This window comes from Streptomyces sp. NPDC042336, from assembly GCF_055581985.1.
In genome coordinates this window covers 580887-606582 of the sequence record NZ_JBVJEA010000002.1, presented here as the reverse complement: position 1 = coordinate 606582, position 25696 = coordinate 580887, and the positions used below count along the sequence as shown (strand labels likewise).

The 25696-nt window shown below is 73.3% G+C and carries 28 protein-coding genes and 3 pseudogenes; 21 read left to right on the top strand and 10 right to left on the bottom strand.

All coding sequences use genetic code 11. The annotated features are described in order from the left end of the window. Positions 1 to 3 precede the first annotated feature (3 nt). The 4 genes from ACZ6IM_RS08010 to ACZ6IM_RS07995 are packed head-to-tail and all read left to right on the top strand — an operon-like array spanning position 4 to position 2096. Positions 4 to 837: an N-acetylmuramoyl-L-alanine amidase gene (locus ACZ6IM_RS08010; RefSeq protein ID WP_469554969.1), complete on the top strand. Its 834-nt coding sequence runs from the start codon at positions 4 to 6 to the stop codon at positions 835 to 837. Positions 838 to 840: 3 nt separating this feature from the next. Further along, on the top strand, positions 841 to 1107 hold the full coding sequence (locus ACZ6IM_RS08005; protein ID WP_469554967.1) for a hypothetical protein: 267 nt from the start codon (positions 841 to 843) through the stop codon (positions 1105 to 1107). Positions 1108 to 1119: 12 nt separating this feature from the next. Further along, positions 1120 to 1416: a hypothetical protein gene (locus ACZ6IM_RS08000; RefSeq protein WP_469554964.1), complete on the top strand. Its 297-nt coding sequence runs from the start codon at positions 1120 to 1122 to the stop codon at positions 1414 to 1416. Then, positions 1413 to 2096, top strand: a complete 684-nt coding sequence (locus tag ACZ6IM_RS07995) for a collagen-like protein (RefSeq protein WP_469554961.1) — start codon at positions 1413 to 1415, stop codon at positions 2094 to 2096. The genes ACZ6IM_RS08000 and ACZ6IM_RS07995 overlap by 4 nt, the downstream gene beginning before the upstream one ends. A gap of 6 nt (positions 2097 to 2102) precedes the next feature. Here the strand turns inward: ACZ6IM_RS07995 and ACZ6IM_RS07990 are convergent, their stop codons facing one another. Beyond that, a complete protein-coding gene (locus tag ACZ6IM_RS07990) occupies positions 2103 to 2903 on the bottom strand; it encodes a GntR family transcriptional regulator (protein ID WP_469554958.1) in 801 nt (266 codons plus the stop codon). Between the two features lie 99 nt (positions 2904 to 3002). On the opposite strand from ACZ6IM_RS07990, the gene ACZ6IM_RS07985 reads away from it, so the two are divergent. From ACZ6IM_RS07985 to ACZ6IM_RS07975, 3 genes are all read left to right on the top strand, one after another. Continuing rightward, complete coding sequence (locus tag ACZ6IM_RS07985; protein WP_469554956.1) at positions 3003 to 3344, top strand: hypothetical protein; 342 nt, start codon at positions 3003 to 3005, stop codon at positions 3342 to 3344. A 343-nt stretch (positions 3345 to 3687) separates the two neighbouring features. Continuing rightward, a complete protein-coding gene (locus tag ACZ6IM_RS07980) occupies positions 3688 to 4152 on the top strand; it encodes a glycine-rich domain-containing protein (RefSeq protein ID WP_469555270.1) in 465 nt (154 codons plus the stop codon). 22 nt (positions 4153 to 4174) lie between these two features. After that, positions 4175 to 4303, top strand: a complete 129-nt coding sequence (locus ACZ6IM_RS07975; RefSeq protein WP_362760139.1) for a hypothetical protein — start codon at positions 4175 to 4177, stop codon at positions 4301 to 4303. A gap of 49 nt (positions 4304 to 4352) precedes the next feature. Here the strand turns inward: ACZ6IM_RS07975 and ACZ6IM_RS07970 are convergent, their stop codons facing one another. The 3 genes from ACZ6IM_RS07970 to ACZ6IM_RS07960 form a co-directional block, all read right to left on the bottom strand. Beyond that, positions 4353 to 4586, bottom strand: a complete 234-nt coding sequence (locus ACZ6IM_RS07970) for a helix-turn-helix domain-containing protein (RefSeq protein WP_469554953.1) — start codon at positions 4584 to 4586, stop codon at positions 4353 to 4355. 613 nt (positions 4587 to 5199) lie between these two features. Continuing rightward, complete coding sequence (locus tag ACZ6IM_RS07965; RefSeq protein ID WP_469554950.1) at positions 5200 to 6075, bottom strand: undecaprenyl-diphosphate phosphatase; 876 nt, start codon at positions 6073 to 6075, stop codon at positions 5200 to 5202. A gap of 230 nt (positions 6076 to 6305) precedes the next feature. Then, a complete protein-coding gene (locus tag ACZ6IM_RS07960; protein WP_469554948.1) occupies positions 6306 to 7082 on the bottom strand; it encodes a TVP38/TMEM64 family protein in 777 nt (258 codons plus the stop codon). Positions 7083 to 7131: 49 nt separating this feature from the next. Here ACZ6IM_RS07960 and ACZ6IM_RS07955 point away from each other — a divergent pair, with 49 nt between their 5' ends. From ACZ6IM_RS07955 to ACZ6IM_RS07945, 3 genes are all read left to right on the top strand, one after another. Continuing rightward, positions 7132 to 7854 (top strand): DNA alkylation repair protein, encoded by a 723-nt coding sequence (locus ACZ6IM_RS07955; protein ID WP_469554945.1) that lies wholly within the window; start codon positions 7132 to 7134, stop codon positions 7852 to 7854. A gap of 274 nt (positions 7855 to 8128) precedes the next feature. Beyond that, positions 8129 to 9319 (top strand): elongation factor Tu, encoded by a 1191-nt coding sequence (tuf, locus tag ACZ6IM_RS07950; protein ID WP_052838963.1) that lies wholly within the window; start codon positions 8129 to 8131, stop codon positions 9317 to 9319. Between the two features lie 46 nt (positions 9320 to 9365). Then, positions 9366 to 10211, top strand: coding sequence for a spermidine synthase (locus tag ACZ6IM_RS07945; RefSeq protein WP_052838964.1), 846 nt, complete (start codon positions 9366 to 9368; stop codon positions 10209 to 10211). Positions 10212 to 10241: 30 nt separating this feature from the next. Here the strand turns inward: ACZ6IM_RS07945 and ACZ6IM_RS07940 are convergent, their stop codons facing one another. Beyond that, complete coding sequence (locus tag ACZ6IM_RS07940) at positions 10242 to 11267, bottom strand: DUF8017 domain-containing protein (RefSeq protein WP_052838965.1); 1026 nt, start codon at positions 11265 to 11267, stop codon at positions 10242 to 10244. Between the two features lie 76 nt (positions 11268 to 11343). Continuing rightward, positions 11344 to 12288, bottom strand: a complete 945-nt coding sequence (locus ACZ6IM_RS07935) for a DUF8017 domain-containing protein (RefSeq protein ID WP_052838966.1) — start codon at positions 12286 to 12288, stop codon at positions 11344 to 11346. An 84-nt stretch (positions 12289 to 12372) separates the two neighbouring features. Between ACZ6IM_RS07935 and ACZ6IM_RS07930 the strand changes: the two genes are divergently transcribed. Both ACZ6IM_RS07930 and ACZ6IM_RS07925 read left to right on the top strand, forming a co-directional pair. Next, positions 12373 to 12810, top strand: a complete 438-nt coding sequence (locus ACZ6IM_RS07930) for a DUF4442 domain-containing protein (RefSeq protein WP_052838967.1) — start codon at positions 12373 to 12375, stop codon at positions 12808 to 12810. An 81-nt stretch (positions 12811 to 12891) separates the two neighbouring features. Beyond that, positions 12892 to 13527, top strand: coding sequence for a DedA family protein (locus tag ACZ6IM_RS07925; RefSeq protein ID WP_052838968.1), 636 nt, complete (start codon positions 12892 to 12894; stop codon positions 13525 to 13527). A 97-nt stretch (positions 13528 to 13624) separates the two neighbouring features. Here ACZ6IM_RS07925 and ACZ6IM_RS07920 read toward each other — a convergent pair whose 3' ends face one another. Further along, a complete protein-coding gene (locus ACZ6IM_RS07920; RefSeq protein ID WP_052838969.1) occupies positions 13625 to 14152 on the bottom strand; it encodes a gamma carbonic anhydrase family protein in 528 nt (175 codons plus the stop codon). A gap of 107 nt (positions 14153 to 14259) precedes the next feature. Between ACZ6IM_RS07920 and ACZ6IM_RS07915 the strand changes: the two genes are divergently transcribed. Continuing rightward, positions 14260 to 15066, top strand: a complete 807-nt coding sequence (locus ACZ6IM_RS07915) for an acyltransferase (protein WP_052838970.1) — start codon at positions 14260 to 14262, stop codon at positions 15064 to 15066. A gap of 29 nt (positions 15067 to 15095) precedes the next feature. On the opposite strand, the gene ACZ6IM_RS07910 is transcribed toward ACZ6IM_RS07915, so the two are convergent. Further along, entirely contained in the window at positions 15096 to 15953 is an 858-nt protein-coding gene (locus ACZ6IM_RS07910; RefSeq protein ID WP_052838971.1) for an EamA family transporter, read from the bottom strand. A gap of 119 nt (positions 15954 to 16072) precedes the next feature. On the opposite strand from ACZ6IM_RS07910, the gene ACZ6IM_RS07905 reads away from it, so the two are divergent. Both ACZ6IM_RS07905 and ACZ6IM_RS07900 read left to right on the top strand, forming a co-directional pair. Continuing rightward, the gene (locus ACZ6IM_RS07905; protein ID WP_052838972.1) at positions 16073 to 16645 is read left to right on the top strand and encodes a helix-turn-helix domain-containing protein; all 573 of its coding nucleotides are present in this window, start codon (positions 16073 to 16075) and stop codon (positions 16643 to 16645) included. A gap of 43 nt (positions 16646 to 16688) precedes the next feature. Further along, on the top strand, positions 16689 to 17246 hold the full coding sequence (locus tag ACZ6IM_RS07900; protein ID WP_052838973.1) for a YbaK/EbsC family protein: 558 nt from the start codon (positions 16689 to 16691) through the stop codon (positions 17244 to 17246). Between the two features lie 4 nt (positions 17247 to 17250). Here the strand turns inward: ACZ6IM_RS07900 and ACZ6IM_RS07895 are convergent. Next, positions 17251 to 17667, bottom strand: a pseudogene (locus ACZ6IM_RS07895) (cation diffusion facilitator family transporter); the annotation flags it as partial. Positions 17668 to 17676: 9 nt separating this feature from the next. Between ACZ6IM_RS07895 and ACZ6IM_RS07890 the strand changes: the two are divergent. Together ACZ6IM_RS07890 and ACZ6IM_RS07885 are read left to right on the top strand one after the other, a co-directional pair. Continuing rightward, positions 17677 to 18063 (top strand): annotated as a pseudogene (locus tag ACZ6IM_RS07890) (AAA family ATPase); the annotation flags it as partial. A gap of 41 nt (positions 18064 to 18104) precedes the next feature. Further along, positions 18105 to 19403 (top strand): annotated as a pseudogene (locus tag ACZ6IM_RS07885) (vWA domain-containing protein); the annotation flags it as partial. A gap of 38 nt (positions 19404 to 19441) precedes the next feature. Here the strand turns inward: ACZ6IM_RS07885 and ACZ6IM_RS07880 are convergent. After that, positions 19442 to 19849: a CoA-binding protein gene (locus ACZ6IM_RS07880; RefSeq protein WP_469555268.1), complete on the bottom strand. Its 408-nt coding sequence runs from the start codon at positions 19847 to 19849 to the stop codon at positions 19442 to 19444. A 157-nt stretch (positions 19850 to 20006) separates the two neighbouring features. On the opposite strand from ACZ6IM_RS07880, the gene ACZ6IM_RS07875 reads away from it, so the two are divergent. The 4 genes from ACZ6IM_RS07875 (at position 20007) to ACZ6IM_RS07860 (ending at position 25694) form a co-directional block, all read left to right on the top strand. Beyond that, positions 20007 to 20741 (top strand): hypothetical protein, encoded by a 735-nt coding sequence (locus tag ACZ6IM_RS07875; RefSeq protein WP_469555265.1) that lies wholly within the window; start codon positions 20007 to 20009, stop codon positions 20739 to 20741. 64 nt (positions 20742 to 20805) lie between these two features. Next, positions 20806 to 21432: a YigZ family protein gene (locus ACZ6IM_RS07870; protein WP_469554937.1), complete on the top strand. Its 627-nt coding sequence runs from the start codon at positions 20806 to 20808 to the stop codon at positions 21430 to 21432. Between the two features lie 105 nt (positions 21433 to 21537). Next, positions 21538 to 22701 carry an exonuclease SbcCD subunit D gene (locus ACZ6IM_RS07865; protein ID WP_052838975.1) on the top strand — a complete coding sequence of 388 codons (1164 nt, stop codon included), beginning with the start codon at positions 21538 to 21540 and terminating at the stop codon, positions 22699 to 22701. Continuing rightward, positions 22698 to 25694 (top strand): AAA family ATPase, encoded by a 2997-nt coding sequence (locus tag ACZ6IM_RS07860; protein WP_469554935.1) that lies wholly within the window; start codon positions 22698 to 22700, stop codon positions 25692 to 25694. The genes ACZ6IM_RS07865 and ACZ6IM_RS07860 overlap by 4 nt, the downstream gene beginning before the upstream one ends. Positions 25695 to 25696 lie beyond the last annotated feature (2 nt).

Below are 25696 nucleotides of genomic sequence, written 5' to 3'. Positions count from 1 at the left end.
ACCATGGCCACACCCATGACGCCCGCCACGTTCCTCAAGGCGCTGCGCGACGAGGGCCTGAAGGTCGTCGAGGTCGGCGACTGGCGCAACCACAACCGCAACCACAAGGGCGCCTGGGGCCCCGTCAACGGCGTGATGATCCACCACACCGTCACCAAGGGCACCGCCCGCACGGTCGAGATCTGCCGCGCCGGGCACAGCACGCTGCCCGGCCCGCTGTGCCACGGCGTCATCGCCAAGGACGGCACGATCTACCTCGTCGGGTACGGCCGCGCCAACCATGCCGGAAAGGGCGACGACGACGTACTTCGCGCGGTCATCGACGAGAAGCCGCTGCCGCCGGACAACGAGGCCAACACCGACGGCAACCCGCACTTCTACGGCTTCGAGTGCGAGAACCTCGGCGACGGCAAAGACCCCTGGCCGGCCGCGCAGCTGCTCGCGATCGAACGCGCGGCCGCCGCGATCTGCCGCCACCACGGCTGGTCCGAGCGCAGCGTGATCGGCCACCTGGAGTGGCAGCCCGGCAAGGTCGACCCGCGCGGCTTCACCATGGCGTCGATACGCGCCCGGATCAGCGACCGCCTCGACAACAAGACCCCCAGCAGCACCCCTGAGAAGGAGGCCCCCGTGGCTGATCTGACGAAGAACGACGTCCACAACGCCGTGTGGTTCACCGACGAGATCACGGCCCCGCCGTCCGCGCCGGACATCGAAGACAACCCCAACTGGCAGGCGCAGATGTACCTGCGGTCGACGTACAACGCAGTCGTCCGCACGGAACGGAAGGTCGACGCGCTGCTCGCAGCGGTTGCCGAGCTGAAGAAGGAGAGCTGACCCATGGCTGAGATCAACCTGCCCGCGGCTGACACGGTGGTGAAGACCGCCCGCACCTACGTCCTGGACCTTGTCGAGCGGGTCATCTGGACGTTCCTCGGCGCGGCCGGCGCCGTCGCTCTCGCCGCAGGCCCCGCCGACATGCTGTCCGTGTCGTTCTGGGAGGGCGTGGGCACCGCTGGGATGGCGGCCGTCGTGACCCTGGTCAAGGGCATAGCGGCCCGCCTCATCGGGCCGAAGAACAGCGCCAGCACGGCGTCGACCGTCTGATCGGAGCACAACATGGCGGATGAACCGACCCTCGGCGAGGTCGTGCGCAGGTTCGAGGATCGGTTCACCGACATCCGCGACGACATACAGCAACTGGGCCGCCGCATGGACGAGAAGGTCGACCAGCGGATCTACGACCTGCGACACGAGGCCCTTGCCGCGCGGGTCTCCACGCTGGAGACCTTGCGCGAGAAGGAGAGCGAGAAGCTGGTGGCCACCAGGAGATGGCTCATCGGAGCGGTGATCGTGCCGCTGGTCGGCATCCTGCTCCCCGTGGTCCTGCTGCTGACGCGGGGAGGCGGGTCGTGACGCGCGCACAGATCAGAGCCGAGGAACGGCGGTGGCGGCGCGGCGACTTCATGACGGTGGCCGCGGCCATCTTCGTCGGCGTCGTCTTCGCGTGGATCGTCATCGCAGTGCAGGACATGCGGGACGAGCTGCACGTGGCGAACAACGCCCGGGACGCACTCGCCCAGCAGGTGGAGCAGCTCGGCGGCGACCCGGTAGCGGGACCTCCGGGAAGCCGCGGGGAGCCGGGCGAGTCCGTTACCGGCCCGCCCGGCCCACCGGGACCGCAGGGTGACCCTGGCCCGCAGGGCCCGTCAGGTACGCCGGGGCAGCCGGGCGCAGCCGGTGACGACGGGACGGACGGCGCGGCTGGCCCCGAAGGGGAAGACGGCGCGGGCGGCGAGGCTGGAGCCTCGGGAGCGGACGGCACGGACGGCGTGCAGGGGCCCCAGGGTGAGCCCGGACCGGCTGGACCAGCAGGCCCCGCGGGCCCGGCCGGACCGCAGGGGGAGCAGGGACCACGCGGCGAGCAGGGCCCGGCCGGCCCGACCTGCCCGGCGGGTTACAGTCTCCAGCCGCCGTTCGGCGACCCGGACGCGCTCGTGTGCCGCCGAGACAGTGCACCTGGCGGAGGCGACTCACAGGAGCCGACAACCCCCCTCGCCCTCGCGCTGGATCCGACCCGCCGGCAATACCCGTAGCGACGGTCAGTCGTCCAACTCGATACGGAAGTCAACGATTGTGGTGTCACCGCGGCGCACGATCGGGTGCGCAACCTCGACGATCCGCCCGGTGTCGGAGATGTGCCGGCGCGTGTACCGCAGCACGGGCACGCCGCCGCCGATGCGAAGGGTGGCCGCCTCCAGCTCGGTCGGCATGCCCACCGTGAACGACTCCGTGATCGCTGTGACGCGGATGCCGAGGCTGCCGAGCTGAGCGCGAGTGCCGCCCGGCCAGGGCTCGTTGATCGGGTCGGCGACCGGGGTACCGGCGACGTCGGACCAGCGCACGTATGAGGTGCTCATCTGGGTGGCCTGGTCGTTGTCGTAGAAGATGAAGTGCCGGGCGAGGAGCCGCTCGCCCACTTCGCACTCGAAGAGGCTGGCCAGTTCGGTGTCGGCCTTCACCTTCTCGAACCGCTTATCGAGCCGGTACTCGGACCAGCCGATGCCCTGGTCTCGGGTGTACGGCGTGGACTTGGCGCCGGGCGTGGTCCGGTACCGGTCGGCGGCCATGCGGTGGATCGGCGGCCGAGGCCGAACGCGGGTGCCGGCGCGGGCTCGGGTCTCGATCAGCCCCTCTGTGGCCAGGAGCCGAAGCGCGTTCCGGATGGTGGTCTCGGATACGCCATATGACGCACACAAGGCGGGCAAGGTGGGGAGCTGGTCACCGGGGGCGAGCTGGCCGGAGGCGATGCGCTGCCGCAGCTCAGCGGCGATGCGCAGGTACTCGGGCTGTGCCACGGTGCTGCTCCCACGGTAGGTGATCGCGTCAATCTGAGTACACATACTCTCCCCTTCCCCTTGACCAGTGCCAACTTCGGCGACAATCTGAGTACAGATAAGCACTATCCGTACTCAGATAGCCACCGTCTGCGGGGTACAGTCATGCCCGAATCGGGCCACACGTGGCAGAAGGCATTCAAGGGCGAGCCCGTCGAGGCAGCGCACGTCCGCCTCTGGACCTGCGGTCGCGTGACACACCCCGACGCCCCGCTCATTGCTGACGAGCTGTTCGTGGCCGTCCTCGGCTCCGGCGCCCCCGTTGTCGAGATGACGCTGTCCACCGCGGGCACCCGCATCCGCATCACCGCGGAAGGGCCCGACCCGCTGCCCCTCGTCCACAGTCACGGTCCGGGCTGGTCGGTCCTCACCGGCTTGTGCCGTCGGGCCGGACTCACCGCCGACGAACGGGGCCTGTGGGGGCAACTGGAGGACCAGTCGAGATGACCGGCCTGCCCGCCGCCACCGCCTTGTCGTGGGCGCAGTACGCCGGTTGGGCCTGCGTCCTGTGTGGCGCTTCCCTTGCGACGACGGGCGGGGTGTCCGTCGGTCGCGCCGAGGGCCGCTCCGGCGTCCACGACCTCAGCGCCGAGGTGTTTGCCTGCCCGCCCCTGTCGGGTTGCGGGCCGTCGCGCCTCACTCAGACTCCCGCCCAGACCGGGTTGACCGGGCAAGGTGCTCCGGTCTGGGCGGGCCATCCCCATCCGGAACGACCGAAGGAGACATGACCGTGACCATACCTCCGGGCCCCACACCGCCGCCCGCCCTGGAGCTGCCCGCCCTGGTGCGGATGCTCATCACCGACCAGCAGTTCGCCAGCGTCCGCGGCACCGTCATGGACGCCAACCCGGACATGGACGAGACGATGGCCGGCCGGATCGTCGACGAGGGCCTGAAGTTCGTCGCGGCCTGCGCGACCCACCCGGGTCTCGGCCTGGCGCCGTCGCGGATCGTCGACGAGGGCTGGCACGCCCTGATCCTGCACACCCAGATGTACGCCAGCCTGTGCGAGCGGCTCGGCGGCGAGGGCACGTTCGTGCACCACTCCCCGGGCTACGACCCCACCAGCTACGACCCGCCGATCCTGGACCGGACCCGCGAGACGATTGCGACGCTCGGCTGGGAGGCGGACCCGGAGCTGTGGGGGCCGCCGTCCGACGAGACCCTCGTTTCCGTGGCGGCGAAGTGCCAGCACGCCCCGGAGTGCACCATCGTCGTCACGCCCAAGCCGAAGCCGAAGCCCGGGGCGGCGTAGCCTGCCCTCGAAGGGAGGCACCGTGTCCGAATGGATCGACCCGCGGTACGCGGAGCTGGTGGCGGCGTGGAAGCGCTCGCAGCAGCCCGCCTCGCGTGACCCGAAGGAGCAGCGGCCTGTCCGGGGATTCGTGATCCCGCCCAAGCCGTGACCGCCTAGTACCGCGGCCCGCCTCTGCCACCCCGTCGGAGGCGGGCCGCTCAGCGAACGAGGTCCGCCAGGGGCACGCCGAGGGCGTCAGCGATCCGGAACAGGTTGTCGAGGAGCGGACTGGCGTGGGCCTGCTCGATCCGGTTGATGGATTGCCGGTCGAGGCCGGCTAACTCGGCGAGCATCTCCTGGGTGAGTTTCTGGTCGCGCCGGGCGTTGCGGATGCGGTCTCCGACGAGGCGGCGCCGGGCGAGGACCCAGTCGGGCGGCGGAGCAGATGGCACCCGTGCAACGCTTCCGCCGAATCGATCTTGAGTCTGTATAGCCGACCGTACATTTTCTGATCTACGGTGGGCACACGAACAGCAGGTCAGGCGGGGAATCTCTCGCCACAGCTGAACAGAGCGTGAGCATCCCGCGCCCCGTGTGAAGCGTCAGCAGGCGCATGCCTACTGCACGCGGTTGCCTCGGGATCCGATCGTCGCGAGGGTGGGAGACCGCCCTCGCGCGCTCGACGCGGACCCGCTGAGATGGCCCGTGTCGACATGGCCGCCCACCCGCCTCGCACCCCCTTGGGGCGGGTGGGTGGTCCCCAGGTAAAGGGAAAGCAATCTCACTCGAACGAGTGAACGATTATGGCGTGACTATTGCATGATGCACGCGTTATACAGAGTGGCCAGGGCGGGGGATCAGGGACCCCCTGAGTGGACCCCCGTCCTGGTCTCGCAGCGAAGGCCCCCACGGACACCGTGGGGGCCTTCGTCTGTCCCGGCGGGAGAGTGGGAGACGACTGGGAGACGATCATGGCCGAACATCTCGAACCATCTACAACCACGCCTCAGATCCTCTAGAAAACTCTAGGGGAAACCAGCGGCAAATAGAGGCCAGACCGGCGCCTCAGTGCGCCGACTCAGCCGCATGAGGACTCAGCACACCCACGCTGACCAGCACAATAATCACGATGCCGAGCACGATGCGATACCAGACGAACGGCATGAAGCTCTTGGTGGAGATGAACTTCATGAACCACGCGATGACCGCGTAGCCGGTGCCGAAGGCGATGACCGTGGCGAAGAGCGTCGGTCCCCAGGAGACGTGGTCGCTCTCCATCGCGTCCTTCAGCTCGAACACGCCGGACGCCAGCACCGCCGGGATCGCGAGCAGGAACGAGTACCGCGCGGCGGCCTCGCGCCGGTAGCCCATGAAGAGTCCGCCGCTGATGGTGGCGCCGGAGCGGGAGACGCCGGGGATGAGGGCCGCCGCCTGGCACAGGCCGTAGATCAGGCCGTCCCGCACGCCCAGGTTCTCCAGCTCCTTGCGCTGCTGCGGCGCGCGGTGCCGGCCGCCCTTCTCGTCCCGGGCGGCCATCCGGTCGGCGACGCCGATGACGACGCCGACGACGATCAGCATCGTCGCGGTGATCCGCAGATCGCGGAACGGGCCCTCGATCTGGTCCTTCAGCGTCAGGCCGAGCACACCGATCGGGATCGAGCCCACGATGACCAGCCAGCCCATGCGCGCGTCGGGGTCGTGGCGCATCGACTTGTCGGTGAGCGAGCGCGTCCACGCCGCGATGATCCGCCCGATGTCCTTGCGGAAGTAGATGAGCACCGCGGCCTCGGTGCCGATCTGCGTGATCGCCGTGAAGGCCGCGCCCGGGTCGTGCCAGCCGGAGAACGCGGCGGTCAGCCGCAGGTGGGCGCTGGAGGACACGGGAAGGAACTCGGTCAGCCCCTGGACGAGTCCGAGGACAAGGGATTCAAACCAAGACATGGAGTTACGTCAGTCCAAGCGGCGATCGAGGAACGGCGAGAAACGGTCGGCGGACACGCCCAACCGTCGCGTGCGCTGATCGGGGCCTGGCGTGCCGAGGGGCAGCGTAGCGCCCCGAAATGAACCCCGGACGACGGGGGTGAGCAGGCCTGCGCGCCACCTCGGGTCCGCCACCGTCCAGCCGGGGACCCGCGGATGGGCGGCCCGGTCCCCGAGACGGGGACGCGCCGTCAGTGCCCGCGCAGCCGGTGCCGCTTGCGCCAGGCCACCACCGCACCCGCGAGTCCCGGCAGGGCGATGCAGGCCAGCGCGATCAGGAAGGCGGGAGAGGTCGGGGTCGAGGCGCGGGCGCCCGCGACGACGTACGCGGCGGTGTTGGGGATCGAACCGAGCGCCGTCGCCAGCAGGAAGGGCAGCAGGCGCATCCGGGACACGGCCGCGCAGTAGTTGGCGGCGGCGAACGGCACCCCGGGGAACAGCCGCGCCGCCAGCATCGAGCGGAAGCCGTGCCGGCTGAGCTGCCCGTCCGCGGCCTTGAGCCACTTGCCCCGCAGCAGCGGGCGCAGCGCCTCCTGGCCGAGGACCCGGCCGAGACAGAAGGCGATCCCGGCGCCGAGCACCGTCCCCGCCAGCGCGGAGGCCAGCCCCAGCTGCGAGCCGAACAGGGCGCCGGCCGCCAGGTTGAGCAGCGGGCGCGGTACGAAGGCGACCGTGCACAGCCCGTACGCCACCGCGTACGCCAGGGCCGCCGCCGCGCCCCCGAGCTGCGGCGGCCAGCCGTTCGTCAGCAACCGCTGCGGCTGGAACAGCACCACCGCCGTCGCGGCCGAGGCCAGCAGGGCGACGAGCAGGGAGAGCCGCGACCACGGTGACAGCAGCACTCTCGTCACACGCGCGGCGAGGCCGGTCGGCGCGGCCGGTCCGGTGGCGGTGACGACGGCGAGTTCGGCGGCGGTCCGGGGAGAGACCGTGGCGGTGCCCCCAGAGCGGGTGGTGGCATCGAGCATCCGGTGACACTAACCGACAAATGTGTGTGATCGCCGTATGGTGCGTCTCATGAGCGTCACAGCCCGGCCGGTTCCGGTCGCGCCGCGCAGCGCCCTCGCCGACACGGTACTGGAGCGGCTCACCGTCGAGTACCCCGCCGCGGCCGACCCCGAACGGGCCGCCGGGCAGCGGGCGTACATGAGGGACGTGGCCCCGTTCCTGGGCCTGACCTCGCCCGTTCGCCGCTCCCTGTCCCGCACGGTGCTGGCCGGCGTGCCCCGCCCGGACGAGGCGGACTGCACCGCGGTCGCGCTGCGCTGCTGGCGGCTGCCCGAGCGGGAGTACCACTACTTCGCCGTCGACTACCTGCGCCGGTATGTGACGCACTGCTCGTCGGATTTCCTGGCCGTGGCCCGGTATCTGCTCACCACGGCACCCTGGTGGGACACCGTCGACCTGCTCGCCGCGCACGTCGTCGGGGGCCTGGTCGCCGCCGACCGCGGCCTCATCGCCGACATGGACGCCTGGATCGAGGACGAGGACCTCTGGCTGGTCCGCGCGGCGCTCCTGCACCAGCTGCGCCACAAGGAACGCACCGACACCGACCGGCTCTTCGGCTACTGCCTGCGCCGGTCCGGCCACGGCGACTTCTTCGTCCGCAAGGCCGTCGGCTGGTGCCTGCGCGAGTACGCCAAGACCGATGCGGACGCCGTGCGCGCCTTCGTGGCCGAGCACCGGACCCGCCTCGCACCACTGTCCGCCCGGGAGGCGCTGCGGACCGTCGGGCCCTAGCGGGAGGCAGCACGCCACTCGAACTTCCGTTCCCTCAAAAACCATTCGACGTGGGACGAAGCGTCGGCAATGATCGGGGTCATGTTCCGGTACGCCTTCCACCTCGCAGCATCCGCGGTCGCGGATGCCCCGAAGGCTGCCGTCGCCCACCTCACCGCCGCAGTCGACGGCGCCCGAAGCTGACCCTCCCCGGATCGTCCGGCGGACCCCGCAGGGGGAGGGTCGGCCGGCCCCAGGGGTCCCCACCACCGCCACGAGGCTTCGAGGTAGCGCCATGTCCAAGACGGCGTACATCCGCACCAAACCGCATCTGAACATCGGCACGATGGGCCATGTCGACCACGGCAAGACCACCCTGACCGCCGCCATCACCAAGGTCCTCGCCGAGCGCGGGGCCGACGGCACCACCCGGTACGTCTCCTTCGACCGCATCGACCGCGCCCCGGAGGAGGCGGCGCGCGGCATCACCATCAACATCGCGCACGTCGAGTACGAGACCGACACCCGGCACTACGCGCACGTCGACATGCCCGGCCACGCCGACTACGTCAAGAACATGGTCACCGGCGCCGCGCAGCTCGACGGGGCGATCCTCGTCGTCTCCGCGCTGGACGGGATCATGCCGCAGACCGCCGAACACGTGCTGCTCGCCCGGCAGGTGGGCGTCGACCACATCGTGGTCGCGCTCAACAAGGCCGACGCCGTCGACGACGGCGAGGACGCGGTGCTCACCGACCTCGTCGAGCTGGAGGTCCGCGAACTGCTCAGCGCGCACGGCTACGGCGGCGACGCGGTGCCCGTCGTACGGGTCTCGGGGCTGAAGGCCCTGGAGGGCGACCCGAGGTGGACGGCGTCCGTCGAGGCGCTGCTCGACGCCGTGGACACCTATGTGCCCATGCCCGAGCGGTACCTGGACGCGCCCTTCCTGCTGCCGGTGGAGAACGTGCTCACCATCACCGGCCGCGGCACCGTCGTGACAGGCGCCGTGGAGCGCGGCACCGTGCGCGTCGGCGACCGGGTCGAAGTGCTCGGGGCGTCCGTCGAGACGGTCGTCACCGGCCTGGAGACCTTCGGCAGGCCGATGGAGGAGGCGCAGGCCGGGGACAACGTGGCGCTCCTGCTGCGCGGGGTCGCCCGGGACGCAGTGCGCCGCGGTCACGTGGTCGCCGCGACCGGCAGCGTCGTGCCCGCGCGGCGCTTCACGGCACGGGTGTACGTGCTGTCGACGCGCGAGGGCGGGCGCTCGACGCCGCTGACCACCGGCTACCGGCCGCAGTTCTACATCCGGACCGCCGACGTGGTCGGCGACGTGGACCTCGGCGAAGCCGCCGTCGCCCGGCCCGGGGACACCGTCACCATGACGGTCGAACTGGGGCGGGAGGTGCCGCTGGAGACGGGGCTCGGCTTCGCGATCCGCGAAGGGGGCCGCACCGTGGGGGCGGGGACCGTGACCGCCGTCGAGTGAGGCCGGTGCCCGGCGGGGTGCGGCCGGTGCCGGGCACAATGGGCAGGTGAACGAAGCCATACCCGTCAGCCGCGTCACCGACCACGGCACCGCCAAGCTCATGCCCGACGTCGACCGGGAACGGGCCTGGCTGCTCACCGTCGACGGGGCGCCGCAGTCGTACGTCGACCTGGACGAGCCGGCGCACCTGGAGTTCGAGTACACGCGCCGGCTCGGCCACGTCCTGGACACGGTCGCCGAGCCGGGGCGCGCGCTGGACGTCCTGCACCTGGGCGGCGGCGCGTTCACCCTGCCCCGGTACGTGGCCGCGACCCGGCCCGGCTCGCGGCAGGACGTGGTCGAGGCCGACCGGGGACTGCTCGACCTGGTCGCCGAGCACCTGCCGCTGCCACCGGGCGCGGGCGTCACCGCCCACGGCGCCGATGCCCGCGCCTGGCTCGCGGCCGCCCCCGCCCACTCGGCCGACGTGCTCGTCGCCGACGTCTTCGGCGGCTCACGGGTGCCCGCGCACCTGTCGTCCGTCGGCTACGTGCGCGAGACGGCCCGGGTCCTGCGCGCCGACGGCGTGTACGTGGCCAACCTGGCCGACGCGGCGCCGTTCGGCTTCCTGCGCGGCCAACTCGCCGGATTCGCCGCGTTCTTCACGGAGCTGGCGCTGATCGCCGAACCGGGCGTGCTGCGCGGGCGCCGCTTCGGCAACGCGGTGCTCGTCGCCGCGCACCGGCCGCTGGACACCGCGGCGCTGGCCCGGCGCACCGCCGCCGACGCCTTCCCGGCCAGGGTCGAGCACGGGCCCGCCCTGCGGGACTTCGTGGGCGACGCCCGTCCGGTGCGGGACGAGGACGCCGTACCGTCGCCCGAGCCGCCGGCCGGCGCGTTCGGCATCGGCTGAGCGGCGTACGGGCCCCGCGCCGCGGGCGCGCTACGACTCGGTCGGCGGTTCCTCGGTGAGGCGCACGGTGCTGAGGATCTTCTGGATCGTCGCCTCCGGCACCTCCTCCTTGACGCCCTTGGCGCCGTAGAGGTTCCAGGTGACGAAGTCGCCCGCGCTGTTCTTGAACGCGAAGGTGATCGCCTTGCCCTCGGTGTCGCACTTGCCCTTCTTGGGAGCGCCCTCCGAGTGCGCCGTGATGACACTCCCCTTGATGCCCGACGCGGTGGTGTACGCCTTCGGCTTGCCGTACTTCACGCTCTTCTTGTCCGGCTCGGTGAAACCGCCGTAGATCCACCACGGCACCCGCGTCTCGGCCGCCTGGTCGGTGGTCTTGGCGCCGCTCTCACCGCGGGTGCCCGTGGTGGCGAGGGCGGTGGTCTCCTTGCGGCCGTCCTTGTTCTCGTCGGTCGTGCACCACTCGGACTTCAGGTAGGCCGGAGCGGTGACCGTGGTGCGGTCGGTCTTCCCGTCCTCCTCCCACTCGAAGCCGACGCTGGTGTCGGTGCTGTCGATCTCCCAGTCCGCGGGCACGTCGAACATGGTGCCGAAGCGCGGGTTGGCGACGACCTTCCAGCCGTCGACGGTGGCCTTCGCGCCCTCGCCCCCGCGCGGGTTCTCGTCGGAGCCCGACGCGCTCGGGTCGGCGGTGGGGGACTCGGACTTCTCCACGGTCGGGCTCGCGGACGTCTTCTTGTCCTTGCCGTCGTCCGCCTGGTCGTCCTTGTCACCACCGAGCACCAGGAACCCGGTGACACCCGCGGCCACCACCACGGCGAGGGCCGCGACGACGGCGACCAGCTTCGTCCGGTTGCCGCCACCGCCGCCACCTCCGCCCGCCGCCGGCTGCGGAACGGTGGCCGGCTGCGGCGTGCTCCACTGCTGCTGCCCGTACGTGCCGGGCTGCTGCTGGTAGCCGGGCTGCTGATACGGATTCGGCTGCTGGTACCCCGGCTGCTGGTACGGATTGTTCTGCGGGTTCTGCTCGCCCCCGGGCGGCTGCTGTCCTGGCCACATGAGCAGTCACCCTAATGCCGCCCAGGACACGATTCGGTCACCGGGCCTTGTCAGGGACGTACCGAAACGGCGGAGTTCAGGACTCCGACGGGGTGTACTCCCTGACGGTGGCGAGGATTTCGCGGACGGTGGCGTCGGGCACCTCGTCGGCGACGTCCGCCGCGCCGAAGAACGACCACGAGACGAAGTCGCCGTCGGCGGACTCGAAGGCGAAGGTGGTCGCCTTGCCGTTCACGTCGCACTTGTCCTTCTTCGTCACCCCGGACGACCGGGAGGTGGCCACGCTGCCCTCGATGCCGGAGGCGGTGGTGAACGACGTCACCGGTTGGGTGGCGACCTTGTCCCGGTCCGGCTGGGTGAACGCCCCGTAGACCCAGGCCGCCGAGTCGGTCCGGGCGATCTCCTCGGTGCTCCGGGCGCCGTTGTTGCCGCGGGTACCCGCACTGGCCAGGGGCGTGTGGTCGACCGAGCCGTCCCGGTCGGCGTCCGACCCGCACCACTTCTCCTTCAGCACGGCGGGGGCCTTCATGGCGACCAGGGGCTTGTCTTCGGGGTCGTCGTCCTCGGCGACGTAGGTGACCCAGTCGCGCGACTGCGGCACCCAGGACGCCGGTACGTCGAAGGCGATGCCGTGGTCGGGGTCGGCCACCACGGTCCAGCCCTCGACGGTGGGCTTCGGGGAGCCGGCACCGCCGCGCGGGTCGTCGGCCGGGGAGGAGGCGGCAGAGGAGGAGGCGGGGCCGGGCCCGGCCTCGTCGTCCTCGCCGCCGCCCAGGAGGACGGCCCCGGTCACGGCGGCGGCGACCACCACGACCGCGGCGGCGACGACCGCCACCACCTTCGTACGGCCGCTGGCGGGCCCCCGGCCCGACGGGCCGCCGGACGTGACCGTGGGCGCGTTCCAGGGGGCGGGCTGCTGCTGTCCCGCGTACGGCGGCTGCTGCCGGTAGCCGGGCTGCCGGTACGGGTTGGGCTGCCGCGGATCCGGTCCGCCGCTGGACGACTGCTCTCCTGGCCACATGGGCGCCCAGCATACGGCGGTCTTACCGGGTGCCTGGCCCCGGTTACTACTCACGGGTAACCTGCCGCCATGAGCGCAGACCAGATGTCGATCGGCGAGTTGCTCGCCGCCACGGTGCCGATGGTCCGGACCCTGAACCTCGAGTACCTGGAGACCACCCCGGAGAAGGCCGTGCTGGCCCTCCCGGACCAGAGCGAGTACCGCAACCACGTCGGCGGACCGCACGCCGGAGCCATGTTCACGCTGGGCGAGTCGGCCAGCGGCGCGATCGTGCTGGCCGCCTTCGGGGACCAGCTCTCCCGGGCGGTGCCGCTGCCGGTCACCGCGGAGATCGCCTTCAAGAAGATCGCCCTCGGCCCGGTCACCGCCACCGCGACACTCGGCCGCCCCGCCGCGGAGGTCGTCGCCGAACTGGACGCCGGCAGCCGCCCCGAGTTCCCCGTGAGCGTCGCCATCCAGCGCGAGGACGGAGCCGTCACCGGTGAGATGACCGTCATATGGACCCTGCGGCCCAACGGCTGAGCCCCGCCGACCCGGTACGCTTCCCGGTGCGCCTCGACCGAGGCGCACCGGGAACAGGTATCCGAAGCGGAGGGTGGGGCGTTGCACGTCCAGGAATGGCTCGACACGGTGCCCGCGGCGGCCGTCTACGCCGTCGTCGCGCTGGTCATCGGTCTGGAGAGCCTGGGCATCCCGTTGCCCGGCGAGATCATCCTGGTGTCGGCGGCCCTGCTGTCGTCGCAGCACGGCGGGATCGACCCACTGGTCCTCGGCGCCTGCGCCAGCGCCGGCGCGGTGATCGGCGACTCCATCGGCTACGCCATCGGCCGCAAGGGCGGCCGGCCCCTGCTGGCCTGGCTGGGCGGGAAGTTCCCCAAGCACTTCAGCGAGGGGCACGTCGCCACCGCCGAGCGGTCCTTCCAGAAGTGGGGCATGTGGGCCGTGTTCTTCGGCCGCTTCGTCGCCCTGCTGCGGATCTTCGCGGGCCCGCTGGCCGGTGTGCTGCGGATGCCGTACTGGAAGTTCCTGATCGCCAACGTCCTCGGCGGCATCGTCTGGGCGGGCGGCACCACCGCCGTCATCTACTACGTCGGCGTCGTCGCGGAGGACTGGCTCAAGCGCTTCTCGTGGCTCGGCCTGGTGGTGGCGGTCCTGATCGGCGTCGCCTCGATGCTGATCGTCAAGCGCAGGGCGGGCAAGGCCCAGCCGGAGCCCGCGCCTGCCACCGCTGGTGAGTGAAGGCGCCCCGACGGGGGGGCGGGGCCGTGCCGATGTGCGGCTCCGCCGCGTGGGCGCGAGCAACCACGAACAACCCGCGGCCGGCCTCCCGCAGGAGCTAACCCACCGCTTCCCCATGCTGCCGGGCCAGCGCCGCGTACATCGTGCCGTTCAACGTGATCCCCTGACGCTCCTCCTCCGTCAGCTCCCGCTTCACCTTCGCCGGTACCCCCGCGACCAGCGACCCCGGCGGCACCCGCATCCCCTGCGGGACCAGCGCCTGCGCCGCGACCAGTGAACCGGCGCCGATCACCGCGCCGTTGAGGACCGTGGCACCCATGCCGACCAGGCAGTCGTCCTCGACGGTGGCGCCGTGCACCACGGCGTTGTGCCCGATGGAGACACGCTCGCCGACGGTGACCGGGAAACCGGGGTCGGCGTGGAGCGTGCAGTTGTCCTGGACGTTGCTGCTCGCGCCGACGGAGATCCGCTCGACGTCGCCGCGCAGCACCGCGCCGTACCAGACGCTCGCCCCGGCGTGCAGCGTCACGTCCCCGACGACCGAGGCCGTCGGCGCCACGAAGGCCTCCGCGTCCACCTTCGGGTCCTTGCCGCCGATGCCCGTGATCAGCGCCTTCTGCGTCATCTTCGCCTCCTGCTCCGGTGTTGTACGGCACCGTACGCCACCCGGTGGGGTGAAGATCACAGCACGGTGCGGACCTGTGCACGGCGCGCGCGGACTACCTTGAGCGGGTGCCCCACCGCAAGAACACGTTCTCGTCCTGGCGGAGCCGCCTCGCGCAGCGGGCCGTCCACGCGGGCTGGGCCTGGGTGCAGCGCACCGGTTCCGTCACCGCCGCTCACCCCGGGCGGTTCCGCTTCGGCGCGCTGGGCACGGGCACCCGGCTCGCCTTCCCGCTCGGCACGGTCTTCGGCGAGCCCTGGATCCACGTCGGCGCCCACTGCATCATCGGCGAGCAGGTCACGCTGACCGCCGGGCTCATGCCCGACCTCGACCTCGGGCCCGAGCCGATCCTGCGCATCGGCGACGGGGTCGTCATCGGCCGCGGCAGCCACGTCATCGCGGACACCGCCGTCACCATCGGCAGCGACTGCTACTTCGGCCCGTACGTCTACGTCACCTCCACCAACCACTCCTACGACGACCCGCACCAGCCCATCGGCAAGCAGTGGCCGCGGATGGACCCGGTGGAGATCGGCCCCGGCTGCTGGATCGGCACCGGCGCGGTGATCCTGCCCGGCGCGCGGATCGGGCGGAACGTGGTCGTGGCCGCCGGCGCGGTGGTCCGGGGCACGGTCCCCGACCACGCCGTGGTGGCGGGCGCCCCCGCCCGGGTCGTACGGCGCTGGACGCCCGCCGAGGGCTGGCAGCCGCCGCTGCGTACCCCGGCCCCGGTGCCGATTCCCGACGGGATCACGCCGGGGCAGCTGCGGGAGCTGTCGAAGCTGGACGACGAGGCGGTGGCCCGTCTCGCCGCGTTGGACGAGGACCCGCAGCGAGCGCCGGGCAGGCTCGCGGAACCGGCCGCGGAGGGCTGACCGGCCAGGGTCGGCGGGCGGATACGGCCTCAGCCCGTCGCCAGCAGCAGTGTGCCCACCAGCGCCAGGCCCGCGCCCGCCGCCTGCACGGCACGCAGCCGTTCGCTCAGGAACCCCCGCGCGGCCAGCGCGGTCACCACCGGGTACAGGGAGGCCAGCACGGCGGCGACCGTGACCGGTCCGTGCTGGGCGGCGATCGAGTACGTGCCGTTGGCCGCGACGTCGGCGAGGCCGACGAAGGCCAGCGCGGGCAGCGCGCCCAGGGGCAGGCCCGGCTCGGCCAGCGCGGGGGCGCCGCGCCGCACGGACACCCACAGCGCCAGCCCGCCCGCGGCCACGTTGGTGACACGCTGCACGAACAGGGCGAGGAAGAGACCGGTGAGCGTGGTCGACGCCTCGGCGATGAGGGCCATCACCGCGCCGAAGCCGAACGCGGCGACGAGCGTGAGGGCGACGGCCCGCCGCTGCACGGGCGCACCCCGCAACTGGGGACCCCCGGCGAGCACGACCCCGGCGACGGCGACCAGGATGCCCGCGAACTGGGGCACTCCGGGCCGCTCGCCCAGGACGAGGCCCACGGTCACCGGGACGGCCACGCCGAGCGAGCCCAGCGGTGAGACGACGCCCATCGGGCCCAGGGCCAGGGCCTGGTAGAAGGCGAGCATGGCCACCGGGCCCAACAGGCCCGCCGCGACCGCGAACCACAGGTGCGGCGAGGCCTCGCTCCAGGCGCCGGTCGCCGCCACGATCGTGCCGAGGACGACGACCGCGATCGACTGGGAGACGACGACCACCGTGAGCGCGGGGGTGCGCCGGGTCAACACCCCGCCGCCGAAGTCGGCCATACCCCACAGGAGGCTGGTGGCCAGGGCGAACAGCGCTGTCATGATCCGGTCGCCTCGCAGTACAGTTCGGTGGACCTTCGGGTGCAGCAGACCATAGTTCAGTCTGCTGCACCGTGTCATCTAAAATAATGTACGAACCTGTACGAGTCCCTGGACGGAACGTGGCGGACCTCGACCTGCTGACCCAGTCCCTGGCGCGCAACGTCAAGCGCTGGCGCACCGAGCGCGGCTTCACCCTGGAGGCGCTCGCGGCGCGCGCCGGGGTCAGCCGCGGCATGCTCATCCAGATCGAGCAGGCGCGCACCAACCCCAGCCTCGGCACCGTCGTGAAGATCGGCGACGCCCTCGGTGTCAGCATCACCACCCTGCTCGACTGGGAGCAGGGCCCCACGGTCCGCGTCGTCCCCGCCGAACAGGCCGTACGCCTCTGGCACACCGACGCCGGCAGCTTCAGCCGGCTCCTCGCCGGAGTGGAGGCGCCCGGCCCGCTGGAGATGTGGGAGTGGCGGCTGATGCCGGGCGAGCACAGCCTCTCCGACCCGCACCCCACCGGCACGGTCGAGCTGGTGCATGTCACGTCCGGGGAACTCGCCCTCACCGTCGACGGGGTGACCCACCGTGTGCCGACGGGCGCGAGCGCCTCCTTCGAGTCCGACACCCCGCACACCTACGGCAACGAGGGCGACGCGCCGATGGAGATGATCATGGCGGTCTCGGTGCCGCCCGTTCGCTGAGACGGACGCCCTCCCGGGGCCCGGCAGTTGTTAGCGTGCCGCCATGCACGCACCCATCGGGAACTTCGACAGCGCCACGCCCGCCCCGGACCTCCTCGACGAACTGACCCGCCCGGTCGCCGACGCCGTACGCCACTGGAGCGGCACCGTGCCCGCCGACCAGATCCTCTACGTCGACACCGAGCCGGAGTGGGCCGACACCGCCACCTTCGTCGAGCACTACGGCCGTGAGCTGCTCGAACAGTCCGCCAACTGCGTGGTGGTCACCGGCAAGCGGGGCGGTGGCACGACACTGGCCGCCTGTGTGGTGCTCTCCACCACCCGGGTCGACGTCAACGGCGTCGTGCGCCGTCACCTCGGGGCGCGCAAGGCGTCCTTCGCGCCCATGGACACGGCCACCGGGGAGACCGGCATGGAGTACGGCGGCATCACCCCGGTCGGCCTGCCCGGTGACTGGCCGGTGCTGGTGGACTCGGCCGTCGTCGACCTGCCCTACGTCCTCGTCGGCAGCGGACGCCGGCGCGGCAAACTGCTCGTGCCGGGCAAGGCCTTCACGGAGCTGCCCGGCGCCGAGGTCCTGGAAGGGCTGGGCGTCGCCTGACCCGTCACGCGGGGGCGTGGTGGGCGAGCGTCAGATGCGGGTCCGCCTCGCCCGGGGACGCGGGGTCCGCGTGGACCAGGGCGGCGGTGAGCCGCGGCACCGCGTGCAGCAGGGCGTGCTCGGCCGCCACGGCGATGCGGTGGGCCTCGCGGACCGTCGCCTCGCCGTCCACCACCAGGGCGACCTCGGCGCGCAGCCGGTGCCCGATCCAGCGCAGCCGCAGCTCGCCCACCCCGCGCACCCCGGGGACCCCGTCCAGCACCCGCTCCGCCCGGTCCACCAGCGCCGGGTCGACCGCGTCCATCAGCCGCCGGAACACCTCGCGCGCCGCGTCCCGCAGGACCAGGACGATCGCCGCCGTGATCGCCAACCCCACGACCGGGTCCGCGAGCCGCCAGCCCAGCGCCGCACCCCGGCGCCCAGCAGCAGTCCCGGCCTGGAACTGATGGCGAGTCTGGACCGGATGGACATCCCGGACCCCGAGACACTGCTCGCCGACCCGGAGGTCGCCGTGCTGCCCGAACGGGGAGACCTCCGCCAGGCGGTGCTGGACGGGGTGGTGGCCGCGGTACGCAAGCGGCCGGAGAAGTCCCGGTGGGACGCGGCGTGGACGCTGCTGGCCCGGGCGATGGAGACCGGCGCGCCGGACGTCGTGGTCGTCCCGGCGACGACGCTCGCCGCGCTGCGGCAGCAGGACTGGGACGTCCCGGCCTCGATCGACCGGCTGGCCGGGGTCGTGTCCCTCTCCCGGCGCGCGGACCGCGCCGGCGACCGAGCGGCCGCCCGGAGGGCGGGCACCGCGAAGGCGGGCCGATGACCTCAGCGAAGTCGACGACCCCCATGCCGCCCACGAAGCGGATGAAGCCGACGATCCCGGGGCGGCCGCCCGGAGCGGCGTCGCGTACGCCGAGGCCGAGCACGCTGCCGGTGACGGCCGAGCCGGAACCGGTGCGGATCGATCTCGACAAGCTCTACGCCGCCCGGCTGCACGCCGCCCGGGCCCGGCCCTACCTGGCCACGGCGCTGTTCGCCCTGCACGTCGTCCCGTCGCGCGGGGTGCCGACGATGGCCGTCGACCGGTACTGGCGGTGCTACGCCTCACCGGTCTTCGTGGACCGCACGCCCGTGGAGGAACTGGCCGGGGTATGGGTGCACGAGGTCTCGCACCTGCTCCGCGACCACCACGGGCGCAGCGACCGGGTGGCACGCGAGCACGGGCTGACCGGACCGGCGGAACGGCTGCGGATGAACATCGCCGCCGACTGCGAGATCAACGACGACGTGTTCGGCGACGGACTGGTCCGCCCCGAGGGCGCGGTCGACCCGGGATTACTGCGACTGCCCGAGGGGCAGCTCATGGAGGACTACCTGCGCCGGTTCCGGCTCGGGCGGCTCACCGAGAGTCTGGCCTGGCTGGACTGCGGCAGCGGCGCCGACGGCCTCGACCGGGACTGGGACCTCGGCCCGGACGGCGCGGACGGACTCAGCGAGCAGGAACGGGACGCGGTGCGCTTCCGGGTGGCCCGGGGCATCAGGGCCGCCCCGGGAAGCGCGCCGAAGGGCTGGCGGCGATGGACGGAGAAGGCGTTCCATCCGCCACAGCCCTGGCGCGAGTTGCTGGGGGCGGCGGTCCGCTCGGCGACCTCCTCGGGCGGCGCGGGAGAGGACTACATGTACGGCCGGCCGTCGCGCCGCTCGGCCGGGACACCCGGTGTGGTGCTGCCCAGCCTGCGGCGCAGACCGCCACGGGTCGCCGTGGTCATCGACACCTCGGGATCGGTCAGCGACGCCGAACTGGGCAGCGCGCTCCTGGAGGTCGCCGCGATCGCCCGCGCCGTCGGTGGCCGGCGCGACCTGGTCAGCGTGGTGCCGTGCGACGCGGCGGCCCGGCTCGCGCACTCGCTGTGCCGGACCGAGGGGATCGAGCTGGTGGGCGGCGGCGGCACCGACCTGCGCGCCGGCTTCGCGAAGGCGCTCGCGGCGCGGCCGGCGCCGGACGTCGTCGTGGTGCTGACCGACGGGCAGACGCCCTGGCCGGACCGGCGGCCGGCCTGACGCACGGTGGTGGGGCTCTTTCCCCGGGGCGGCGGGTGGGACGAGGACGACCCGGAGTACGTCCCCCGCACACCGCCCGACTGGGCCCGCGTGGTGGTCATCGAGTCCGGTCCGGGCGGGACGGGTGAGCCCCGGCGCGATCAGCCCAGCCGCGGGATCTCGATGGCCGGGCAGCGGTCCATCACCATCTCCAGGCCCGCGTCCCGGGTCCGCCCGTACGCCGCCTCGTCGACCACCCCGAGCTGGAACCAGACCGCCCGGGCGCCCTTGGCGACGGCCTCGTCGGCGACCGGTCCGGCCAGGTCGCTGTTGACGAAGACGTCGACCACGTCCACGTCGAAGGGGACGTCCGCGAGCGAGGCGTACCCCTGCTCTCCGTGCACCGTCTCCGCCTTGGGGTGCACGGGCACGACACGCTTGCCGAAGCGCTGCAGCACCTCGGCGACGCCGTACGCCGCGCGCTGCCGGTTGTTCGACAGGCCCACCACGGCCCAGGTGTCGCCCAGCTCGGTGAGGATCTTGCGGACGGTTGCCTCGTCGCCGTACACCGGCGGCCTCCTCGTACTCGTACTCCCGGGCGGCCCGCGGATCGGGCCACCCGGTCGGGACAACGGGCGGCGGCGTGCCGGGATTCCCCGTGCACCCACCGGGGCGCGGCGAGCGCGCCCCGGTGCGCCGCCGCGCCGCCGGGCCTACGCTCGCCTCGTGCTGCGCATCATGGACGCCCGTACCGGAGAACCCGCCCCCGCTGCCCCCGCCCGCCGGGCCCCGACCCGTGTCGAGGCGCACGTGCCGGAGCGCGACGCCACCGCCCTGCGCGTGCTGCTGGTCGCGGACCTCCTGGCGCGGGCCCTCGAACTCGACGGCACACCCGTGTGGGCGGTGCTGACCGGCGCGGCGGAGCGGGACCGGCTGCGCGAGGACGCCGCCGCCCTCGGTGTCCGGCCCTTCGAGGACGGCGCCGCCGCGGGACACGGACCGGGCACGGGGCAGAGTCTGCGCGTCGTGGCTGAGGGGGCGGGCGAGAGCGGGGCCCGGGGCGCCCCCGACGTGACGACGGTCGCCGTGGCCCCCGTGCACCCGGCCGAACCCGACCTCGCCGACCCCGACGCCGTACGCCTCGCCCTGCTGGAGCGGCCCCACCACGCGCGCGTGGAGCTCGACGCGGCCGCGCTGGACGAGTCCCGGGACAGCCTCGCCCGCCTGCGCCGCGCGGTCGCCGACTGGGCCCGGCACCCCTCGCGCCCCGTCCCGGGCGAGGTGCGCGACCGGCTGCGGGCCGCCTGGGAGGACGACCTGGACGCCCCCCGAGTACTGCGGGTCCTGCGCCAGGTGGAGACCGACCAGACCCTGCCGGACGGGGCCCGGTTCGAGATCTGCGCGTACGCCGACCGGTTCCTGGGCCTCCACCTCACCCGGGACGTCGGCACCTCGTACTGACCGCGGCCCCGGCCGCGAGGACCGGCCCGCAGGGCGCCGCGCGGCGAGCGCATAGGCTGGCCGGATGCAGGACGAGTACCGCACGGTCGCCCGCGCCGGTGTGCACGAAACCGAGATCAACCGCTCGCGCTTCCTGTGCGCCCTCGCCCCGGCCGCCACCGAACAGGACGCCCAGGCGTTCATCGCGGGCGTGCGCAAGGAGCACGCGGACGCCACCCACAACTGCTGGGCGTACGTCATCGGCGCCGACGCCGCCGTGCAGAAGGCGAGCGACGACGGCGAGCCGGGCGGCACCGCGGGCGTCCCGATGCTCCAGATGCTGCTGCGCCGCGACATGCGGTACGTCGTCGCCGTCGTCACCCGCTACTACGGCGGCGTCAAGCTCGGCGCGGGCGGTCTCATCCGCGCCTACGGCGGTGCCGTCGGCGAAGCGCTGGACGACCTCGGCACCCTCACCCGGCGCCGGTTCCGCATGGCCACGGTGACCGTCGACCACCAGCGGGCCGGCAAGCTCCAGAACGACCTGCGCACCGCCGGCCGCGCGGTGCGCGACGTGCGCTACGGCGAGGCCGTCACCATCGAGGTCGGTCTGCCGGAGGCCGACGTGGACACCTTCCGCTCCTGGCTCGCCGACGCCACCGCGGGCTCGGCCGGGTTCGAACTGGGCGGAGAGGCCTACGGTGACGCATGACAAGACGGACAACCGGGGCGTAACGGGCCTCGGTGGAGCGCGGACGCGGGGCGAAACGGGAGTTACCACCCGGGCTGTCGGACCCTCCCGTTAGTCTCGGGGATCATGCGACTGCTGCACACTTCCGACTGGCATCTCGGCCGGGCGTTCCACCGGGTGAACATGCTCGGCGCCCAGGCGGGGTTCATCGGCCACCTCGTCGACACCGTGCGCGAGCACGCCGTCGACGCCGTGGTCGTGTCGGGGGACGTGTACGACCGCGCGGTGCCGCCGCTCGCCGCCGTCGAGCTGTTCGACGAGGCACTGCACCGCCTCGCCGGCCTCGGCGTGCCCACGGTGATGATCTCCGGCAACCACGACTCCGCCCGCCGGCTCGGGGTCGGCGCCGGGCTCATCGACCGGGCCGGCATCCACCTGCGCACCGATCCGGCGGGCTGCGGCACCCCCGTGGTGCTGACCGACGCCCACGGCGACGTCGCCTTCTACGGGCTGCCGTATCTCGAACCGGCGCTGGTCAAGAGCGAGTTCGGTGTCGAGAAGGCGGGTCACGAGGCCGTGCTCGCCGCCGCCATGGACCGGGTGCGCGCCGACCTCGCCACGCGCGGGCCGGGCACCCGTTCCGTCGTCCTCGCGCACGCCTTCGTCACCGGCGGAGAGCAGAGCGACAGCGAGCGGGACATCACCGTCGGCGGGGTCGCCGCCGTGCCCTGCGGCGTCTTCGACGGCGTGGACTACGTGGCGCTGGGGCACCTGCACGGCTGCCAGACCCTCACCGAGCGCGTCCGCTACTCCGGCTCCCCGCTGCCGTACTCCTTCTCCGAGTACCGGCACCGCAAGAGCATGTGGCTCGTCGACCTGGACGCGGCGGGTGCGGTCACCGCGGAGCGCGTCGACTGCCCGGTGCCGCGCGCGCTGGCCCGGCTGCGCGGCACGCTGGCGGACCTGCTCGCCGACCCGGAGCTGACCGGGCACGAGGAGGCGTGGGTCGAGGCGACCCTCACCGACCCGGTCCGGCCGGACGAGCCCATGGCCCGGCTCACGGAGCGGTTCCCGCACACGCTCAGCCTCGTCTTCGACCCCGAGCGGGCCCCCGACGAGCCCGGTGTGTCCTACGCCCGGCGCCTCGCCGACCGCAGTGACCAGCAGATCGCGGAGGACTTCGTGACCCACGTGCGCGGCGCCGGGCCCGACGACCACGAACAGGGCGTGCTGCGGGACGCCTTCGACGCCGTGCGCGCCGACGAGAGCGTGCGGGAGGTGGCCCGGTGAGGCTGCACCGGCTGGACATCACCGCCTTCGGGCCCTTCGGCGCCTCGCAGAGCGTCGACTTCGACGAGCTGTCGGCCGCCGGGCTGTTCCTGCTGCACGGCCCCACCGGCGCCGGCAAGACCTCCGTCCTGGACGCCGTCTGCTACGCCCTGTACGGCTCGGTGCCGGGCGCCCGGCAGGGCGGCGGCCAGGGCATGACGCTGCGCAGCGACCACGCGGCCGTCGGCACCCGCACCGAGGTGCGGCTGGAGCTGACCGTCGCGGGGCGCCGGCTGGAGATCACCCGGCAGCCGCCCTGGGAGCGCCCGAAGCTCCGCGGCAAGGGCACGACCGTCGACAAGGCGCAGACCTGGCTGCGCGAGTACGACGCGACGACCCGCGCCTGGAAGGACCTCAGCCGCTCCCACCAGGAGATCGGCGAGGAGATCACGCAGCTGCTCGGCATGAGCCGGGAGCAGTTCTGCCAGGTCGTGCTGCTGCCCCAGGGCGACTTCGCCCGCTTCCTGCGAGCCGACGCGGAGGCGCGCGGCAAGCTCCTGGGACGGCTCTTCGACACCCGCAGGTTCGCCGAGGTGGAGAAGCGCCTCGCCGAACGGCGCCGCACCACCGAGGCCCGGGTCCGCGAGGGCGACGCCACCCTGCTGGCCGACGCGCACCGGATGCAGCAGGCCGCCGGTGACGCCATGGAGCTGCCGGAACTGGCGCCGGGCGAGCCGGGACTGGCCGAGGCGGTCCTCGGCGCCGCCGCCGTCGCCCGCTGCACCGCCCGCGAGCTGCTCACGATCGCCGACGGCCGGCTCGACGCCGCCGAGTCCGCCCAGGCCGCCGCCGGACGCCACCTGACCGAGGCCCGCGAACTCGACCGGCTGCAACGCCGGTTCGCCGAGGCACGGGAGCGGGCCGCACGGCTGGCGGAGCGGGCCGACGGCCACCGTGCCGCGCAGGAGCGCATGGAACGGGCCCGCAAGGCCGAGGCGGTGGCCCCCGCCCTGGAGCTGCGGGAGGCCGCCGACGGCGAGCACCGCAGGGCCGCGGACGCGGAGGCACGCGCGCGTGCCCTGCTGCCGCAGGCCCTCGCCGAAGCGGGTGCGGCCGGGCTCGCGGCCGCCGCCCGCCGGGCCGCCGAGGAACTGGGCGGCCTCGAGTCGGCCAGGCGCGCCGAACGACGCCTCACCGAACTGGTCGAGGAGCGGGCCGGCCTCGACCGCCAGGAACGCGCCGACGAGGAGGTCCGGCAGGAGGCGGAGACCTGGCTCGCCGACTGGGAGACCACCCGCCCCGGACTCCTGAGCCGCGTCGACTCCGCGCAGGAGGCCACCACCCGCGCCGAACAGCTCGCCGTGCAGCGCGATCCGGCGCGGCGCAGGCTGGCGGCCGCCCGGCAGCGGGACCGGCTCACCGACGACACCGAAGAGGCGCGGCGGCGGGCGCTCGCCTCGGCGGAAGACGCCGTCGCGGCCCGCGCCCACTGGCTCGACCTCAAGGAACAGCGGCTGCACGGCATCGCCGCCGAGCTCGCCGCGAACCTCACCGAAGGCACACCGTGCGCGGTGTGCGGCGCCACCGAACACCCCGCCCCCGCCCGCAAGGCCGCCGGACACGTCGACCGTGCCGCGGAGGAGCGCGCCCTCGCCGACTACCAGGCCGCCGACGAACGGCGCGCGCAGGCCGAACGGCACCTGGGCACCGTACGGGAGGCGCTGGCCGCCGCCACGGCGGAGGCCGGGGACGCGCCCACCGCCCACCTGGCCGAGGAGGCCGAGGAACTGGAGGGGGCGTACGCGCGGGCGCGGGCGGCCGCCTCCGGCCTGCACGCCGCGCAGGAGGAGCTGCGGCGGGCGGAGGGCGAACGCGAACAGCGCGTCGCCGCCCAGCAGCAGGCCGCCGTCCGGTCCGCCTCCCGGGTCGCGGGCCGGGAGCGGCTGGAGCGCGAACAGGCCACACTGGAAGAGGAGTTGGCGCGGGCCCGGGGTGCCGCCGAGAGCGTGGCCGCGCGGGCGGCACAGCTGGAACGCCGGGCCGCGCTGCTCACGGAGGCGGCCGACACCGCCCGCGTCGCCGAGGACACCGCCCAGCGGCTCAAGGACGCCGACGCCCGGCTCGCCGACGCCGCCTTCCGGGCCGGTTTCGACACCCCCGCGGACGCGGCCGCCGCCCTGCTCGACGACACCGCCCACCGCGAGCTGCAACGAAGGCTCGACGCCTGGCAGTCGGAGGAGGCCGCCGTCCGCGCGGTCCTCGCCGAGGCCGACACCGCCGACGCCGCCCGGCGACCGCCCGCCGACCTCGCCGCGGCGGAGCGTGCCGCCGCCGACGCGGGCCGGCGCCTGCGCGAGGCGTCCTCGGCCCGCGACGCCGCCGCCCGGTGCTGCGCCGAGCTGGACCGGCTGTCCGCGCACGCCACCACCTCCGTGCGCCGGCTCGCCCCGCTGCGCGAGGAGCACACCCGGGTCGCCCGCCTCGCCTCCCTCACCGCGGGCACCTCGGCGGACAACGAACGCCGGATGCGCCTGGAGTCGTACGTACTGGCCGCCCGCCTCGAACAGGTCGCCGCCGCGGCCACTGCCCGCCTGCTGCGCATGTCCTCCGGCCGCTACACGCTCGTCCACTCCGACGACCGCACCGGCCGCGGCCGCAGCGGGCTCGGACTGCACGTCGTCGACGCGTGGACCGGCCGCGAGCGCGACACGGCCACGCTGTCCGGCGGCGAGACGTTCTTCGCGTCGCTCGCCCTCGCGCTCGGCCTCGCCGACGTCGTCACCGACGAGGCGGGCGGCGTCCGCCTGGACACCCTCTTCATCGACGAGGGCTTCGGCAGCCTCGACGACCAGACCCTCGACGAGGTCCTCGACGTCCTGGACGCCCTGCGCGAGCGGGACCGCAGCGTCGGCATCGTCAGCCACGTCGCCGACCTGCGCCGCCGTATCCACGCCCAACTGGAGGTAGTGAAGGGCCGGTCGGGATCGGTGCTGCGGCAGCGGGGTGCCGGCTGAGC